The 17,970-nt window shown below is 45.4% G+C and carries 16 protein-coding genes; 5 read left to right on the top strand and 11 right to left on the bottom strand.

From position 1 onward, the window contains the following. Window positions 1-32 precede the first annotated feature (32 nt). The 5 genes from Xmir_RS13110 to Xmir_RS13090 all read left to right on the top strand — a co-directional run bounded on the left by Xmir_RS13110 (window position 33) and on the right by Xmir_RS13090 (window position 6,063). Window positions 33-1,247 (top strand): MFS transporter, encoded by a 1,215-nt coding sequence (locus tag Xmir_RS13110; RefSeq protein ID WP_099114676.1) that lies wholly within the window; start codon window positions 33-35, stop codon window positions 1,245-1,247. A gap of 55 nt (window positions 1,248-1,302) precedes the next feature. Then, window positions 1,303-2,097: a Fe3+-hydroxamate ABC transporter ATP-binding protein FhuC gene (fhuC, locus tag Xmir_RS13105; protein WP_099114750.1), complete on the top strand. Its 795-nt coding sequence runs from the start codon at window positions 1,303-1,305 to the stop codon at window positions 2,095-2,097. Beyond that, window positions 2,097-3,011 (top strand): Fe(3+)-hydroxamate ABC transporter substrate-binding protein FhuD, encoded by a 915-nt coding sequence (gene fhuD / locus Xmir_RS13100; RefSeq protein ID WP_099114675.1) that lies wholly within the window; start codon window positions 2,097-2,099, stop codon window positions 3,009-3,011. The genes fhuC and fhuD overlap by 1 nt, the downstream gene beginning before the upstream one ends. Further along, complete coding sequence (gene fhuB / locus Xmir_RS13095; protein ID WP_099114674.1) at window positions 3,008-4,981, top strand: Fe(3+)-hydroxamate ABC transporter permease FhuB; 1,974 nt, start codon at window positions 3,008-3,010, stop codon at window positions 4,979-4,981. Before fhuD ends, fhuB begins: the two co-directional genes overlap by 4 nt. A 158-nt stretch (window positions 4,982-5,139) precedes the next feature. Then, the gene (locus Xmir_RS13090; protein ID WP_099114673.1) at window positions 5,140-6,063 is read left to right on the top strand and encodes a siderophore-interacting protein; all 924 of its coding nucleotides are present in this window, start codon (window positions 5,140-5,142) and stop codon (window positions 6,061-6,063) included. A gap of 73 nt (window positions 6,064-6,136) precedes the next feature. On the opposite strand, the gene ybeD is transcribed toward Xmir_RS13090, so the two are convergent. The 11 genes from ybeD to leuS form a co-directional block, all read right to left on the bottom strand. Continuing rightward, the gene (gene ybeD, locus Xmir_RS13085; protein ID WP_047962199.1) at window positions 6,137-6,400 is read right to left on the bottom strand and encodes a DUF493 family protein YbeD; all 264 of its coding nucleotides are present in this window, start codon (window positions 6,398-6,400) and stop codon (window positions 6,137-6,139) included. Between the two features lie 108 nt (window positions 6,401-6,508). Next, window positions 6,509-7,717 carry a D-alanyl-D-alanine carboxypeptidase DacA gene (dacA, locus tag Xmir_RS13080; protein ID WP_099114672.1) on the bottom strand — a complete coding sequence of 403 codons (1,209 nt, stop codon included), beginning with the start codon at window positions 7,715-7,717 and terminating at the stop codon, window positions 6,509-6,511. A 288-nt stretch (window positions 7,718-8,005) separates the two neighbouring features. Next, window positions 8,006-9,001 (bottom strand): endolytic peptidoglycan transglycosylase RlpA, encoded by a 996-nt coding sequence (rlpA, locus tag Xmir_RS13075; protein ID WP_099114671.1) that lies wholly within the window; start codon window positions 8,999-9,001, stop codon window positions 8,006-8,008. 12 nt (window positions 9,002-9,013) lie between these two features. Beyond that, window positions 9,014-10,126, bottom strand: coding sequence for a peptidoglycan glycosyltransferase MrdB (gene mrdB / locus Xmir_RS13070; RefSeq protein ID WP_099114670.1), 1,113 nt, complete (start codon window positions 10,124-10,126; stop codon window positions 9,014-9,016). Window positions 10,127-10,134: 8 nt separating this feature from the next. After that, a complete protein-coding gene (mrdA, locus tag Xmir_RS13065; RefSeq protein WP_099114669.1) occupies window positions 10,135-12,060 on the bottom strand; it encodes a peptidoglycan DD-transpeptidase MrdA in 1,926 nt (641 codons plus the stop codon). Between the two features lie 36 nt (window positions 12,061-12,096). Then, a complete protein-coding gene (rlmH, locus tag Xmir_RS13060; RefSeq protein WP_099114668.1) occupies window positions 12,097-12,567 on the bottom strand; it encodes a 23S rRNA (pseudouridine(1915)-N(3))-methyltransferase RlmH in 471 nt (156 codons plus the stop codon). Window positions 12,568-12,569: 2 nt separating this feature from the next. Next, window positions 12,570-12,896, bottom strand: a complete 327-nt coding sequence (gene rsfS / locus Xmir_RS13055; RefSeq protein WP_099114749.1) for a ribosome silencing factor — start codon at window positions 12,894-12,896, stop codon at window positions 12,570-12,572. Window positions 12,897-13,002: 106 nt separating this feature from the next. After that, window positions 13,003-13,716, bottom strand: a complete 714-nt coding sequence (nadD, locus tag Xmir_RS13050) for a nicotinate-nucleotide adenylyltransferase (protein ID WP_099114667.1) — start codon at window positions 13,714-13,716, stop codon at window positions 13,003-13,005. Next, on the bottom strand, window positions 13,709-14,740 hold the full coding sequence (gene holA, locus Xmir_RS13045; RefSeq protein WP_099114666.1) for a DNA polymerase III subunit delta: 1,032 nt from the start codon (window positions 14,738-14,740) through the stop codon (window positions 13,709-13,711). Before holA ends, nadD begins: the two co-directional genes overlap by 8 nt. Then, a complete protein-coding gene (gene lptE / locus Xmir_RS13040) occupies window positions 14,737-15,282 on the bottom strand; it encodes an LPS assembly lipoprotein LptE (RefSeq protein ID WP_208620432.1) in 546 nt (181 codons plus the stop codon). Before lptE ends, holA begins: the two co-directional genes overlap by 4 nt. Before the next feature lie 60 nt (window positions 15,283-15,342). Then, complete coding sequence (gene leuS / locus Xmir_RS13035; protein ID WP_099114664.1) at window positions 15,343-17,925, bottom strand: leucine--tRNA ligase; 2,583 nt, start codon at window positions 17,923-17,925, stop codon at window positions 15,343-15,345. Window positions 17,926-17,970: the final 45 nt, after the last annotated feature.

Here is a 17,970-nt window from a genome sequence, read left to right as displayed (position 1 = left end):
GGTGGCTTTGGTTTTGGTAATATAAAAACAACATGCGGGTTCAGTTACATCATTTTTCTGGCTACAGTCGGCCTCCTTCAAATTGGCCCCTGGCATTTTGTGCGGGTTTATTAGGTATTGGGCAAAATGGTTTACTTGTCGCATTACCTACTCTTGTGGAAATGACACAGCTTTCACTGTCTGTTTGGGCAGGTCTACTTACATTAGGTTCTATGCTATTTCTGGTGGGGGCCCCATTTTGGGGCAGGCAAACGGAAATTCATGGTGGCAAATTTGTAGTATTGGCTGCGTTATCGGGATATTTACTGAGTTTTATGATCCTGGCAGTGGCAGTATGGGGCATTTCTATCGGTTGGTTTTCTGTTTCAACCGGAGTGTGTTTCCTTATTGTAGCTCGGATTATTTATGGATTAACAGTATCCGGTATGGTACCTGCGTGTCAGACTTGGGCTTTACAACGTGCTGGAATGGAACGGCGAATGGCCGCATTGGCAACCATTAGTTCTGGTTTAAGTTGCGGGCGTTTGCTGGGGCCTTTATGTGCAGTTTCGGTGTTAGGATTGCACCCATTGGCACCTTTATGGCTCATGGCAATAGTGCCGCTTATTGCCATTTTGATTATTGCCAGGGAATACAATGATCCTCCCTTGGCACAGGAAACCCAACAACAAAATCGATTACGTGGGCACATGCTTCCTTATTTGTTATGTGCTGTGTTGTTGGCTGCGTCCGTCAGTTTGATGCAACTGGGGCTTGCCCCCTATTTATCTCTTTTGCTCGACAAACAGGTTTCGGCTATTAGCCACCATGTAGCAATTTTGCTGAGTGTGTCAGCCATGGCGACATTATTAGCACAGTTCTTGATTATTCGTCCCCAAATATTAACGCCATTACACCTGCTGTTGTTGGCAGGCGTGATTATGGTGATGGGGTTAACATTAATGTGCACTCAGCAAATAGTTTTGTTTTATCTGGGATGTATTGTTGCTTCATTTAGCGCTGCAATGGCGGCACCTGGATATCAACTTTTACTGAATGAACAACTTTCTACTGGTAAAGGTGCGGGATTAATTTCCACCAGCCACACACTTGGATATGGAATGAGTGCATTGGTCGTTCCTCTTATTGCATCGTGGTACGGTGAATCCCGGCTAATTATGGCATCTCTGGCGTTTGCCATTTTACTTTGTGTCATCGCAGGAGGGTTGTGGAATCTTAAGCGAAAGTTAATCGTCAGCGGTAAATAAATTTTTGGAATAAGTTTCTATGCCTTCAATTTTTATCCAGAGGTAATCAGACTTGATTGAGAGTATTTCATCACCAGCTTCTACTTTTGTCTTGCAGCAGGTTGGTTTTTCTGTGGCAAGTCAACGGCTACTCAGTCGTCTTTCATTGACGTTTGCTTCAGGTTTAGTGACGGGTTTAATCGGCCATAATGGTTCGGGAAAATCAACATTGCTGAAAATGTTAGGGCGTCATCAATTGCCAAGTGAAGGAACCATACATTTGGGAGAACAACTATTAGCGCAATGGAACAGTAAAGCCTTTGCGCGTGAAGTGGCTTATCTTCCACAACAACTGCCGCCAGCAGAAGGCATGACAGTAAGAGAGCTGGTTGCTGTAGGACGCTATCCCTGGCATGGGGCATTGGGGAAATTTACTCCTGAGGATCGTGAGCGTGTTGAAGAAGCGATAGCATTGGTTGATTTGAGCGCAATGACAAATCGATTGGTGGATAGTTTGTCTGGTGGAGAGCGCCAACGTGCATGGCTGGCAATGACGGTAGCACAGAATAGTCGTTGTCTGTTGCTTGATGAACCTACTTCGGCGTTAGATATTGCCCATCAGGTGGAAGTATTGGAGTTGATTCAGCGTCTAAGTCGTGAACGTGGTTTGACTATTATTGCCGTCTTGCACGATATCAACATGGCAGCACGCCATTGTGATTATTTGGTGGCACTGCGTGGTGGGGAACTGATTGCGCAGGGAGAACCTCAACAGATCATGCAAGCGCCAGTATTGGAACAGATATATGGGATACCGATGGGTATTTTGCCGCATCCTTGCGGTGGTGCCCCGATAAGTTTTGTTTACTGATGAATAAAGTTAACCCTGATTTTTCGCGTCGTCGTTTACTGACAACACTGGCGCTATCTCCGTTGTGGGTACCATCGCTGGCCCGTTCTGTAACTTCACCATATGCTGTGCATTCGGATAGCCAACGTATTGCTGTGTTGGAGTGGTTGCCTGCGGAGCTACTGATGGCATTAGGTGTTGTACCATTGGCTGTGGCAGAAATTCATAATTATAATTTGTGGGTTCAGCAACCCGAATTGCCTTCTCAGGTTGTTGATTTGGGGACGCGAGCTGAACCTAATATGGAATTGTTGCAGCAATTGTCGCCTTCTCTCATCCTCTATTCCCAAGGTTATGGGCCTTCAGTAGAAAAAATGTCTTCAATTGCGCCAACAATGGGATTCAGTTTCAAAGATAACACCCGAACTCCGTTGGCTCAGGCGCTGTATTCACTGGAAATACTTGCCGAACGACTTGGCCTTCATCACCAATATTCCTTACATCTGCAACGCTATCATCAACAGATGGAACAAAGTCAGCAGCGGTTGCGCAACTGGCAAGATGTACCCATTCTGCTGTTTACTTTGCTTGATAGTGATCATGCGATGGTTTTTGGTAAAGGGGGATTGTTTCAAGATGTTCTCGATAACTTGGGACTGAGGAATGCCTGGCAAGGAAAGACAAACAGTTGGGGAAGTCAGGTGATTGGTATAGAGCAATTGGCGACTATTCAAGAAGCTCGGGCTATTTTTTTTAGTCGTGGAGATAATGAAATATTGCTTGCGCGTATGCAGAAGACACCATTATGGCAGGCACTTCCGTTCGTTCGCCATTATCCCGTTAGTATCCAGCCTACAGTGTGGTTTTATGGAGCGACGCTGTCAGCCATGCGTTTTTGTGGTTTATTGACAGCTACGTTGGAGAAACCAGTATGAGGCGTTTATGGGCTGTACCTTTATTATTGCTATTTCCTGCACTGTTGTTAACTCTATATAACCTGCAACAACAATTACCTGTTCTTCAATGGTGGCAATCTCTGCACTCTCCGGATATCGGTAACATTCGTCAAATTGTGGTGAATTACAGCATGTTGCCGCGTCTGGCCATTTCATTATTAATCGGCGCGGGGCTAGGGTTGGCGGGATTGCTATTTCAGCAAGTATTACGCAATCCATTGGCAGAACCCGCAACTTTGGGAGTGTCTGCGGGTGCTCAGTGTGGAATGACAGTGGCATTACTACTGGCGATACCATCGGACAGCTTGTTGATGCAACTTGCAGCTTTGGCTGGCTCGGTCACGGTAGCGCTGGTGGTATTTGGTTTGTCATGGGGACGGCGTTTGTCACCAGTAACGTTGATCCTAGCCGGATTAGTTATGGGGCTATATTGCGGGGCAGTCAATTCTCTGTTGGCCCTGTTTAACTATGAAAAATTACAAGGAATGTTTATCTGGGCCAGTGGTTCATTAGTTCAGCATGATTGGCAGATTGTATTGTGGATGCTGCCAATATTACTGATTTCCTTGTTGCTGACTTTATTGTTGCTGCGTCCATTAACTCTGCTTGGATTAGATGACGTTGTAGCGAAAAATCTTGGGCTGGGATTGAACAGTGCCCGGCTGGTTGCCTTGTCATTGGCAATTGTTCTTAGTGCGCTGATGGTTAATGCTGTTGGTGTGATTGGCTTTATCGGATTATTTGCACCATTGTTGGCGCGAATGTGTGGGGCAAGGCGATTAGAACAGCAAGTGCTCATGGCACCATTGATTGGTGCACTTTTATTATGGCTTACCGATCAAGTAGTGCAATGGTTGGCTACTGTATGGCGTAGCATTCCCACTGGTTCGGCGGTTGCGTTAATAGGAGCACCGATATTGTTGTGGTTATTACCACATTTGCGTACCTATGGACAAAGACCGACATTCCCAGTCGCAGAACAAACGATCATCGAACGTCGGGCACTTTTACGTTGGTTCTTTTTCGGAATATTGCTGTTGAGCGTACTGATTATAGCTGCATTGTTATTTGGTCGTGATTCTGAAGGCTGGCATTGGGCGCAAGGAGAGCAATTTGCTGAATTATTGCCTTGGCGATGGCCACGAGTGATAGCGGCACTTTGTGCAGGAATGATGTTGGCTGTTGCAGGAACTTTGATTCAGAAATTGACGGGTAACCCAATGGCGAGTCCGGAGGTTTTAGGGATCACCTCAGGGGCGGGATTGGGCGTATTAACATTGCTGTTGATGACATCCGGCAATGTTTTTGTCTGGTTACTCCCCGCGGGAAGTCTGGGGGCAGCGCTTACTCTGCTATTGATCTTGTTTATCTCTGCCCGTCAAAGGTTTTCGGCTCAGCACATGCTACTGACCGGTATTGCCATTAGTACCGTATTTGGCACATTTGTAGCATTAGTATTGGCGAGTGGCGATCCTCGTACAGGGGTATTGCTGGCATGGTTATCTGGTTCTACTTATGGTGTGGAACCCGCTCAGGCACTCTTTACTTTGGTGATAGCGTTAGTACTGATAGCGCTGACCCCATTGTATCGTCGTTGGTTGACGATCTTGCCATTGGGAAGTATCAATGCGCAAGCGGTGGGAATATCGTTGATTCGCTCTCGATTTCTTATTTTACTGATCGCTTCGGCACTTACTGCATCTGCAACTTTGATGACCGGGCCATTGAGTTTTGTAGGTTTAATGGCACCACATATGGCCCGTATGATGGGGTTCAGAAAGGCTATGCCGCAGTTGATGATTGGGATGTTGTTGGGAGGACTGCTGATGTTACTGGCTGATTGGTTTGGGCGAATGCTGCTATTCCCCTACCAAATTCCGGCAGGATTGCTCGCGGCTTTTATTGGTGTTCCTTATTTTATCGTGCTGTTGCGTCGTCAGGCGAAGTAGAGAGTTGGGATAAATTAGTTCATTTAACAAAAAGGGTGATCAATAACGAATATGAGAATAATTATCATTTCCTTGTTGATTTTGGTTTTCTTTTAAACTAGTGTTGATAACACTTTATTAATAATGAGAATAACAAACCTGTTTGTTACGATAATATTATGTCTTCAGCTTACTCTATTTTTAATTTGCGCCTGAAAGAGCGGATTACCATATCACCATCCATATTACGCTGTGTTTTCGAAGGCCCGGAAGTGCATAAAATGCAGCGACATGCACCTGATCAACGTATAAAGTTGCTGTTTCCTCAGCCAAGTAACCCTTCATTAAAAGTCAAGGAGGGGAAAGATTGGTATAGTGATTACATGTCTATCCCTAAAGAAGAACGTCCCTGGATGAGAACTTACACATTAAGGGCGCTACGTACGGAAGACAATGAAATGGATATCGAGTTTGTTTTACATGGTGGTGACACGCCTGTATCCAATTGGTTGCGGCAGGCTAATCCAGGAGAGTCTCTACAGATTGTTGCACCAAAAACAGATATCAGTGATAGCCCAATGAATGGGGCGGATGGTTGCGAATGGAAACCACCCGCTCAAGTCGGTCAGGTATTATTGATCGCCGATGAAACGGCATTGCCGGCGGCATTAGGTATCCTTGAAGAATTATCACAGCGCGAAAATCCGCCCGGCATACAGGCATTCTTTGAAGTTCCTGAACAGGAAGATTGCCTCAATGTAGAACAATTCAAATTTGCCGATGTATTTTGGTTACCCCGTAAAGCTAAACAAGGATATACATACGGCGAATGTTTATTAGAGGCAGTACGCGAGCACGTTACTCTTCCTGAATCTGTGTTTATTGAAGAACAATCCTTAACTGAAGTCACTTCCAGTGACGGAACTTTGTGGGAAAGAGCAGAAGGTGAGAACAAAGCAAGCCTGTTTTATGCTTGGGTCGCGGCAGAATCATCTGCTGTAAAAAATCTTCGCCGTTATTTGCTTCAAGAGCGCCATTTAGATCGAACGTTAATTAATTTTATGGCGTATTGGGCCAAGTCTCCGCGAGATAACCACGCCTGAATCAAGTAAGAACAAACTCTATTAATTGCAGAAAAAACGCTGACCAAGAAATCAGCGTTTTTTAAAGATGCGATTACAGCACAACGCGCACTAATTCCAGATTACCCAATTCTTCATACAATATTTCAACTTGCTCAATATGCGTAGCGTTGATAGTAATAGAAACTGAGTGGTAATTGCCTTTGCTGCTTGGTTTTACGACTGGAGAGTAATCGCCCGGCGCATGGCGCTGAACTACTTCAACAACTTGATCCACCAGCTCAGGTTGAGCTAAGCCCATTACTTTATAGGTAAATGAGCAGGGGAACTCAAGCAGTTCATTTAATTTTGTTTTCATGGGCGTTCCTCATGTATTTGCCACGGCAAAAGGAATGATTTGCCGTGGTGTGATAATTTTCTGACAATATGTAATTAATATAGGGTTAAATACCCGACTTTCAATAGATTAACCAAACCAGTGGTGGAACATCAGTCGGATATAGTCAATCATACGGCTGAAAAAGCCGCCTTCTTGCACTTCATACATCACAACCAATGGGCGCTGCTCAATGGTTTTACCATCAAGCTGGAAGTTAATAGTGCCAACAACTTGATTTTGGGCGAGTGGTGCATGCAGTTCGGTATTATCCAATATGTAGCTGGCTTTCAAATCCTTCAGGCGACCGCGAGGGATCGTCAGGTAAACATCTTTATCAACGCCCAGTTGTACTTTATCAGTGTCACCAAACCAAATCGGTTCTGATGCAAATTCTTTACCGACTTGCAGTGGTGAAACTGTTTCGAAGAAGCGGAAGCCCCAAGTCAGTAATTTTTTGCTGTCAGTTTCACGCCCTTTGAACGTCGGGCTACCCATGACGGCAGAAATCAGGCGCATATTTCCTTCGGTTGCAGAAGCAACGAGGTTATAACCCGCTCCGCTAGTATGGCCTGTTTTAATGCCGTCAACATTTAAACTTTTATCCCACAACAAGCCGTTACGGTTAGGCTGGCGAATATTGTTGTAAGTAAATTCTTTTTCCTTATAGATAGCATATTCATCCGGCACATCGCGGATTAACGCTTTTCCAATCAATGCCATATCATGAGCTGAACTATATTGACCATTAGCATCCAGACCATGAACAGTCTGGAAGTGCGTGTTTTGCAGCCCTAAACTCTGTACGTATTTATTCATCAGGCTGACAAACGCATCCTGACTGCCAGCTACGTAGTCCGCCATTGCGACACAGGCATCATTGCCGGATTGCAGGTTGATACCACGGGATAGCATGGCAACAGAGACCTGGTCACCGGGCTTTAAAAACATTAAAGAGGAACCTTTAAATACCGGGTTCCCTGTTGCCCAAGCATCTTTACCTACAGTAACGGTATCATTTGGTCCGATTTTTCCTGATTTGATGGCTTGACCAATGACGTAACTGGTCATCATTTTGGTCAGGCTGGCGGGATCGCGGCGAACATCTGCATTTTTTTCAGCTAATACCTTTCCTGAATTGTAATCAATCAGAATATAGGCTTCTGAATCTAGTTCGGGAACACCGGGGATCATCGTTCTGAAATTATCATCCGTGTTGGCGAACGCAGAAACGCTGGTAGCCAAGGCGATGCCTAAAGTGGCATTTTTAATAAAACGGGAAGTAACTATATATTTCATGATTGATTAGATAACATCCGTGAGAAAGGGATTGATAATAAGTGACATAATAACAAATGAAAAAAAAGCTGACATTAAACAAAATTGGGTGAGTTGAAGGTTTACACTTTTTTACCCGTATTTTATTCACCGCAATTTTATCTGCCTGCTGATAGGAATCAGATAATCCAGCCAGCAGGCAATGATGCCATTTATTTCTGTTGATATACACCCATCGTCTTTCAAATTGCCGCTTTATTGGCCGGGCTCATCCTTTAATGGGTGGTATAGCAAAATGGGTATAACGGATCAGGGCGCAACAATAAAAGAGGATTGATGTATTTGATCCATTAGTTTTTTTTGTAATTCCAAGGCTTGCTGGCGGCTGTTAAGCGGCCCCAATTGAACGCGATAGACATTGCCAAATTGGGTGGTACGGCCTTGCACGTTAAAACGCTGACTCAAAGATTGTTGCCATTCTTTAGCTTTTTGCTCAGCGCTGACAGCACCTACTTGCACCATATAATTACCTGCCGATACTGAATCAGGCAGGGTTTTAGGACTAGAAGATTCTTTCGAATCCGATGGTGTTGTCGCTGGTGGAGTAACAGGCTGGCTTTCTGTGCCACCAGAAGGATTTTGTTCAACAGCCGATGGTTCCACCGTATTCTGTGATGTGGAGTCGCTTATCATGGGAACTTTGATAAATGACTGAGAACCAATATTGGGTCTTTCAGGTAAGGCATAGCTCTGTTTGACAATCGTTGCCCCCTCAGTGCCTAAACCAGAGAGTGAACCATCAGGTGCAACTTGAATGCCATCCAGTTTTACTTTGCTTTGCGGCATCAAGTTTAATCGCTCTGCTGCTGCACGTGATAATTCAATGATTTTTCCCGGCTTATTGTAAGGTCCTCGATCATTAATCCTGACAATCATCATGCGTCCATTGCTTAAATTGGTGACACGCACATAGCTTGGGATAGGCAACGTCGGATGGGCAGCCGTTAAAGAATAAGGGCTGGCTCGTTCACCAATTGCGGTCATCTTTCCATTGGATTCTTCGCCAAACCAACTGGCATAACCTGTTTGGCTGAAATTAGCCGGATCTTGCACGATGCGATACGTTTGCCCATCCTTCTGATAATCCTGATTGGCGCTTGGATAATAAGGCTCATATTGAGGCTCAGCACCCAAAACATCACGGGTTGGGACAGGGGGAAGGGAAGATGCCCGGTTAGTATCTGTTGTTGTACAGCCTGATATCAGTACCGCTAGGATGCTAAGTATAAGCCATTGTTGACGCATGAAACTGCTTCCTCATAAACTTTTGGACAATAATTTACGATGTGTATGTATCGACATGATAATGCCGAATCCTGCCATTAAGACAATCAATGCTGAACCTCCGTAACTAATTAGAGGCAGAGGGACGCCGACCACGGGTAGGATGCCGCTTACCATGCCAATATTAACGAAGACATAAACAAATAAAATAAGTATCAATCCCCCGGCCATCACACGGCCGAAAGTATTTTGTGCTTTGGCTGCAATAAACAAGCCGCGCATAATGACCATCAGGTAGAGTCCGAGCAAAACAAGAACGCCTACTAGTCCCAATTCTTCCGACAAGACGGCAAAAATAAAGTCAGTGTGTCGTTCGGGAAGAAATTCAAGTTGTGACTGTGTGCCTTGCAACCAACCTTTTCCGAATAAACCGCCTGAGCCGATGGCTATCTTGGATTGGATGATGTGATAGCCTTTTCCCAGTGGATCACTTTCAGGATCCAGCAGCATCATAACGCGGTCGCGCTGATAATCGTGCATTAGGAAGAACCACAATATTGGAATGAAACAGGCAATCAGTAAAACCGCAATGCTAATTAATTTCCAATTCATTCCTGCCAGAAACAGAATAAATATGCCAGAGGCTGCAACCAGAATGGAAGTTCCCAGATCCGGTTGTGCTGCCACCAGAAGGGTGGGCAGAAAAGTCAGGAATAGTGCGATGCCCGTGTTTTTCAGGGACGGTGGGCAAAGGTCACGGTTCATAAAACGAGCCACCATCAGAGGAACCGCGATTTTGGCAATTTCTGATGGCTGGAAGCGCACAATACCCAAGTCTAGCCAGCGTTGTGCTCCTTTACTAATCTGCCCAAAAACATCAACTAAAATCAGCAGGATGACGCACACAATGTAGAGGTAAGGGGCCCAATTTTCATATAAGCGTGGAGGCACTTGAGCCAAGACGATCATCACTATGAACCCCATAATAACTTGCCCGACTTTGCGTTCCATCATATCAATGTCTTGTCCACTGGCACTCCACATAATGAAAAGGCTGTAGGCCAGTAATGCCAGAATGCACAGTAGCAGTGGAATATCTATATGTATTCGGGTCCAGAAAGGAACCTTGTTTTGAGATTCTGTCATGGCTTTACTCAATTAGCTTGTGTTCTGGTAGCTTGTGTTCTGGGAGGCTGAACTCCTGTCGTCGCTGCGGCTGCGTCAGGAGAGGCAGTGTTGTTATCCTTGAGCAAGATATGATCCAGAATTTGGCGGACGATAGTGCCGACGGATGGCCCTGAACCACCATTTTCCAGAATGATGGAAATGGCAACGGTTGGGTTGTCATAAGGCGCAAAGGCAATCATCAGCTTATGATCACGTAGATGTTCAGCAAGTTTGCTTGCATTATAAGTTTCATAACTGAAAACCTGGGCTGTACCTGATTTAGCTGCGGCTTTGTATGGTGTGCCAGCAAAGACTCTGCGGGCAGTACCATTTGGAGCATTGGCAACGCCATACATGCCATCTTTGGCAATTTCCCAGTACCCAGAATGAATATCCCCAATTTGCTCGCTGGCTGGAGGTTGATAAGGTTGCATTTCTCCATTTACGCGAGTGCTTATCAAGAAATGTGGGGTCTTAATTTTTCCATCATTGATCAATGTCATTAGGGCTTTTACCATCTGCATTGGCGTTGCAGTCCAGTATCCCTGACCGATGCCAACAGAAATGGTATCGCCTTGATACCACGGTTTTTTGTAGCGTTTGAGTTTCCATTCACGGGTAGGCATATTGCCCGGGTTTTCTTCTTTCAAATCAATGCCCGTAAATTGACCATAACCAAATTTTGTCATCCATTCAGATAACCTATCAATGCCCATATCGTAAGCAACTTGATAGAAAAAAGTATCCGCTGATTCAACAATCGATTTATGAACATTCAATTTGCCATGTCCCCAACGTTTCCAGTCACGGTAACGCTGATCTGAGCCCGGCAACTGCCACCAACCCGGATCGTTTATCGTGGTGTTTTTTGTAATGACATCACTGCTAAGAGCGGCGACAGCAATAAAAGGTTTTACCGTCGATGCGGGTGGATAAGCCCCTTGCGTTGCACGGTTAATTAACGGGCGATTGGGATTGTTTAGCAGGGTTTTATACTCTTTGCCCGATATGCCATCAACAAACATATTTGGATTGTAGCTTGGGTTGGATACCATAGCTAAAACCTCCCCAGTACGAGGATCGGTAACAACAACACCTGCACGGCTGGTTGTCAGTATCTTTTCGATGTAAGTTTGCAGCTCCAAATCGATTGACAGATAAATATCCTTGCCTGCCTGTGGAGGTTGTTCGTGCAGTTGGCGAATGACTCTGCCACGATTGTTAACTTCCACTTCTTCGTAGCCGGGTTTGCCATGCAGAATAGATTCATAATAACGCTCAATACCCAGCTTGCCGATATCATGACTGGCAGCGTAGTCAGGCAAAATCCCCTCTTTATCGAGCCGCTCTACATCTTTATCGTTTATTTTAGCAACATAGCCGATTACATGGGTTAGGGCAGAGTCGTAAGGATAATAACGGCGCTGGTATCCCTTAATTTCTAACCCCGTAAAACGGTATTGGTTGACAGAAAACCGCGCCACCTGAACCTGATCCAGTGGTGTTTTCAGTGGAATTGAAGTAAAGCGACGTGCGCGTTGACGTTCTTTTTTGAAGGTTTCGATATCTTCATCAGTGAGGCCAACAACAGAACGTAATTCTTCTAATGTCTTGTCAAGGTCAGTGACTTTCTGTGGCACAATCTCTAACTGGTAAATGGTCCGGTTAGTTGCTAATGGTGTGCCGTTGCGGTCATAAATGATCCCACGACTTGGAGCGATGGGAACAAGCTTAATGCGGTTCCCATTTGAACGGGTTTGGTAATCTTCGTGGCGTGTGATCTGGAGATTATAAAGATTAGCAATCAAAATGCCGGTTAAAATAATAATACCTATAAACGCCACAAGTGCGCGGCGTATGAATAGGGCTGATTCAGCCGAATGATCACGAAAAGGAGTTCGTTTCTTCTTCATCCCATTGCCAGAATTCACAGTGATAGATTACCCAATTTATTCCCGATGATAAGGGTGATTAGTTGTGATGCTCCATGCTCGGTAAAGGCTCTCTGCAACCAGAACCCGCACGAGGGGGTGTGGCATAGTCAGGGGAGAAAGTGACCAACTTTGTTCCGCGGCTGCCTTACAGGCCGGAGACAAACCTTCGGGGCCACCAATCAGTAAACTGACATTCCTGCCATCCAGTTTCCAGCGGTCAAGCTGTTGCGCCAATTGAGGTGTGTCCCAACGAGAGCCAGGGATATCCAGAGTTACAATGCGATTGCCTTTACCAACAGCAGCTAACATCTGTTCGCCTTCCTTTTCCAGAATGCGCTTGATGTCTGCGTTTTTGCCGCGTTTTCCCGCTGGAACTTCAATCAGTTCAAAAGGCATATCCTTGGGAAAACGATTCAAGTAATCCATGAAGCCGGTCTGTACCCAGTCCGGCATCTTTGTTCCTACAGCGATCAGTTGTAACTTCAAACTCAACTCCAGAGTTTTTCCAGTTCATACATGCGACGGCTGTCTTCTTGCATGACATGAACCATAATTTCGCCGAGATCCACGACTATCCAGTCGGAAATCCCTTGCCCTTCAACACCCAGAGGCATGATGCCAGCTTCGCGGCAGTCATCGACGAGATTATCTGCCACAGACATCAGATGACGGTTTGATGTTCCGGTGCAGATAACCATGCAATCAGTAATGCTGGATTTTCCACGAACGTCTATAGAAACAATATCCTGTGCTTTGGAATCTTCAAGTTTATCAATAACAAATTGTTGTAGTTCTGTGCCTTGCAAAAGGATCACCTTTATTTTATAAAATTGGTTGAGTAACGCAGAATAATAGCATGCCAATCTCTGTAAAAGTAAGCAACTTGGCGGCAATTCGCTGTATGATTTCGCTATTGCTTATCTATTGCTTATATAGTCCCCATGAATCGATATAATTTTGTATCGATGGGGGGAGCAGATCATCACAACTTAGACCTTGTTGGTGACGTTGGCGAATGTCTGTCGCCGAAATGTTTAATAGCGGAGTCGCGGCTAAATAAATATAACCGTGTGGTTTTTGACTCAGTGGAAATGGAGTATCAATTTGGTGGTTTTCTAGCCATTGTTGCATTTCAGGGCTTGATAATTGCTTCTGATAACCCGGACGGGAACAGACCAACAGATGGCAGATATCGAGCAATTCTTCCCATTTATACCATGTATGAATAGTTTGTAATGAGTCCTGCCCGATAATAAATGCCAACGGGCGTTCCTCACCCGCTTCTTGACGAAAAGACTTCAATGTTTCCACTGTGTAAGATGGTGTTTGTCGCTCCAGTTCACGAGTATCCACAGTAAACAACGGATTATCCTGTACAGCCAGACGAACCATTTCCAGCCGTTGTTGAGCACTCGCCTCTGGCTGAGGACGATGTGGTGGAACGTGATTAGGCAATAAAATCACCTGATTGAGTCCCACTAACTGTGCCAATGCTTCCACAGGGCGCAAATGACCATAATGGATAGGATCGAAAGTGCCTCCAAACAGTGCCTGAATAATCGGGGCACCTGTATCGATTTTTGAATCGATGGTATTTATTGGATCAGTATTTATTGGGTCAATGGAATCAAGCATTCAGCAAGCTCTCTGGTAATGGTTTTCCGCATAACAGCATGGAAAGCGTTTCCAGGTCAGCCCAAATGGATTGGCTATAATCCTGTTTGACACGCAGTTCCATCTGGGTCAATAAATGTATGGCGGATTGCAGGTCTTGTTTTGACAGACGTTGTAACGCGGCGGTTAACAATGGCCGGCGATTTTGCCAAACTTTGTGCTGATCAAATAATGTCTTCAAAGGAACTGTTTTACTTTGGCGTTTAAGTATTAACAGCAGCATGAGTTCCCGCTGTATAGTACGAAGCAGGATGACAGCTTCGGTATCTTCTTGCCGGAGTTGTTTCAGTACATGCCATGCCCGTTTTATTTTTCCTGCCAGTAAAGCATCAACCCAATGATAGGGAGAAAAATGAGCAGCATCGTTGACAGCTTCTTCAACGCGAAACAATGTCAGCCGATTATCGGGATGGAGCAGGGAAAGGCGTTCCAATGCCTGAGCCAGTGCTAACAAGTTCCCTTCATAGCAATAGCACAATAGCTGGTTAGCTTCATCTTCCAGTGATAGCCCCATGTTTTTAGCACGTTGAGCCACCCATTGAGGCAGACGATTTTGCTCTGGAGTCAGGCAACTGACGTATACGCCATTTTGCCCAATTGACTTGAACCACTGGCTATTTTCCTGCGCTTTAGTGAGCTTATGGCCACGCAATATCAGCAGGATATCTGAATGCAGTAACTCTGACAGCTTGACGAGTCGTTCTGCCATTGAGGCATTCGGGCCATTTTCCGGTAGTAACAGGATGAGTGATTGACGGCTGGTAAACAGGCTCAGTGACTGACACAGACTGAAGATTTCATCCCAATCGGTATGGTTATCCAACGCGAAGGTGAAATGCTCCATAAAGCCATGTTGTTCAGCCATTCTGCGGATACTGTCCTGACTTTCCTGTAATAGTAATGGCTCATTGCCCCATAGCAGATAGCAGCTTCGCAGCTCTTCATTGAGCTGCGAAAGAAGTTGTTCAGGATAAAGTCGGATCATTGTTTCTGTGTAGTCGCAGCTTTCTGTTTTTCTTCAGCTTTCAGAAGTTCTGCGCTATGAACAGTTAATAGTTGGCGCATAAGCTGATGGGCAGCCTGTTCGCGCATTTCCTGTTGAACCAATTCATTTTCTGCATCTTTTGCCAGTGCTTCCAGTGGGTTATCGAAGAAAGAGCGATCGACCCTTGCTTGCAATGGATAGATGCTGCCATCTGGCATCAGAACTTGAGCATCAACATACAGAATTAATTGGCGTTCGGCTGCTTTACCATCCTGAAAGACTGAAACAGTCTCTTTGTTTTCATTAGAACCCAAAAGTTTCAGGATAGGTACTGAAGCATCGCCATGTTCAATAATTTTGACATCGTTCAGGCGAAGTTGCTGGCGCACCGAGCGTGCCAGAGGCCCGTAAGGGTCCCCTGAACTTAATTGTAATGTTTGAAGCTCTTTTGGTACTTGCGTTGTGCCGCGAAGGTGAAAACCGCAGCCAGCGGTGACCAACACCGCTAACCCGAGCAACAACGTGAAAATACGATGCCGCAGATTATTTCCTACCACACTTCTTTCCACTACATTTTTTCCCACAACAGTGGTCTCCTGTTATCAACCAACGACCAGGTTCAGTAATTTACCTGGCACATAGATGACCTTGCGAATACTGACGCCTTCAAGATATTTCGTCACACTGTATTCTTGCGTCGCCATTTCTTGGACATACTCTTTTGTTGCATCTGCCGGTACAGTAATTCGGCCACGAACTTTACCATTAATCTGAATGATTACCAGCTTGGTATCGTCCACCATTGCTTGCTCATCTGCTTGCGGCCATTCAGCAACATCAATGTCATTTTCATTGCCAAGTTCTTTCCACATTACGAAACAAGCATGTGGAGTAATAGGCGAAAGCATACGTACCACTGTAGTCAGTGCTTCTTGCATAAGAGCGCGATCCTGCTCAGTTTCCTGTGGAGCACGTGTCAGTTTGTTCATCAGCTCCATAATTGCAGCAACGGCGGTATTGAATGCCTGACGACGGCCAATATCATCGGTGACTTTCGCAATGGTTTTATGGAGATCACGGCGCAGATCTTTTTGCTCCGCAGTCAGGCTATTGATATCCAGCGGCTGGGTTGCCCCTTTATTGCTGTGTTCATAAACCAGACGCCAAACACGTTTAAGGAAGCGATTAGCGCCTTCTACACCAGATTCCTGCCATTCCAGAGTCAGTTCTGGTGGTGCAGCGAACATCATGAACAAGCGAACAGTATCAGCACCGTATTTATCGACCATCGTTTGTGGATCGATACCGTTGTTCTTGGATTTCGACATTTTGCTCATGCCGGTATAAACCAGTTCATGGCCGTCTTTATCCGTTGCTTTAATAATGCGCCCTTTCTCATCACGCTCAACAATAGCGTCAGCCGGAGATACCCAGACTTTTTCGCCACTGTTGCCGGTGTAATAGAAAGCATCGGCCAGAACCATGCCTTGGCACAGCAGGCGTTTGGCGGGTTCATCAGAATTAACCAGGCCAGCATCGCGCATCAGTTTGTGAAAGAAGCGGAAGTACATCAGGTGCATGATAGCGTGTTCAATACCACCGATGTATTGATCCACTGGCAACCAGTAGTTGGCCGCAGCCGGGTCTAACATGCCTTTGTCATGATCCGGGCAGGTATAACGCGCGTAATACCATGAAGATTCCATGAAGGTATCAAAGGTATCCGTCTCAAGCAGAGCAGATTGACCGTTGATGGTCGTTTTTGCCCATTCTGGATCCGCCTTGAGTGGGCTGGTGATGCCATCCATTACAACATCTTCCGGCAGGATCACTGGCAACTGATCTTCTGGAACAGGAACCACGGTTCCATCTTCTAGTGTTGCCATTGGAATTGGAGCACCCCAGTAACGCTGACGGGAAACACCCCAGTCGCGCAGGCGGTAATTGACCTTACGCTGGCCGACGCCCATTGCAACCAGTTTGTCTGCAATGGCATTGAAACCTTCTTCATTATTCAGCCCGCTGAATTCACCGGAATTGACCAGTGCATTTTTGTCTGTAGCGGCTGCATCCTGAATATTGGGTTCGTTGCCGTCGTTATCCAGAATAACGACTTTCATTGGCAGGTTGTACTTAGTAGCAAACTCCCAATCACGTTGATCATGGGCAGGAACTGCCATAACAGCGCCAGTGCCGTATTCCATCAGGACAAAGTTAGCGACCCAAATAGCTATTTTTTCATTGGTCAATGGATGAACAACGAACATGCCTGTTGGCATGCCTTTTTTCTCCATGGTTGCCATATCTGCTTCGGCAACTTTGGTATTACGGCATTCGTTGATGAATTCTGTCAGTGCCGGATTATTTTCCGCCGCTTGTTTTGCCAGAGGATGGCCTGCTGCGACAGCAACATAGGTTGCACCCATGAAAGTATCTGGACGAGTGGTATAAACGGTGAGTTTTTCTTGGCTATCAGCAACATTAAAAGTGATTTCGACACCTTCAGAACGACCAATCCAGTTACGTTGCATAGTCTTGACCTGTTCAGGCCAATCTTCCAATTTATCCAGATCGTTCAGTAATTCTTCCGCATAATCAGTGATCTTGATGAACCATTGTGGGATCTCTTTGCGTTCCACTCGGGTATCACAACGCCAGCAGCAGCCATCAATAACTTGCTCATTAGCCAGAACGGTCAGGTCATGTGGACACCAGTTAACAGCGGAGGTTTTTTTGTATACCAAACCTTTTTCGTACAACTTAGTGAAGAACCACTGTTCCCAGCGATAGTATTCTGGTGTACAGGTCGTTACTTCACGATCCCAGTCATAACCAAAACCCAGTGTTTTCAACTGGCTTTTCATGTATTCGATATTGGAATAAGTCCACGGAGCAGGGGAGGTGTTATTTTTAACCGCAGCCCCTTCAGCCGGCAGGCCGAAAGCATCCCAACCGATTGGTTGCAACACATTTTTACCTAGCATGCGTTGATAGCGGGAAATTACATCACCAATAGTGTAATTACGGACATGGCCCATATGTAGTCGACCAGAAGGGTAAGGTAGCATAGACAGGCAATAGTATTTTTCTTTGCTGTTGTCTTCTGTCACTTTGAACGTTTGCTTCTCTTGCCAATGAAGCTGGACTTGTTGTTCTATGTCTTCTGGACGATATTGTTCTTGCATGGCACCGATAATCCTATGGTGAGTAATAAAGCTACGCCGTTAGCG

The organism is Xenorhabdus miraniensis, assembly GCF_002632615.1.
Note: the sequence above shows the minus strand (reverse complement) of the source record. Positions and strands in the feature narration are given on the sequence as shown.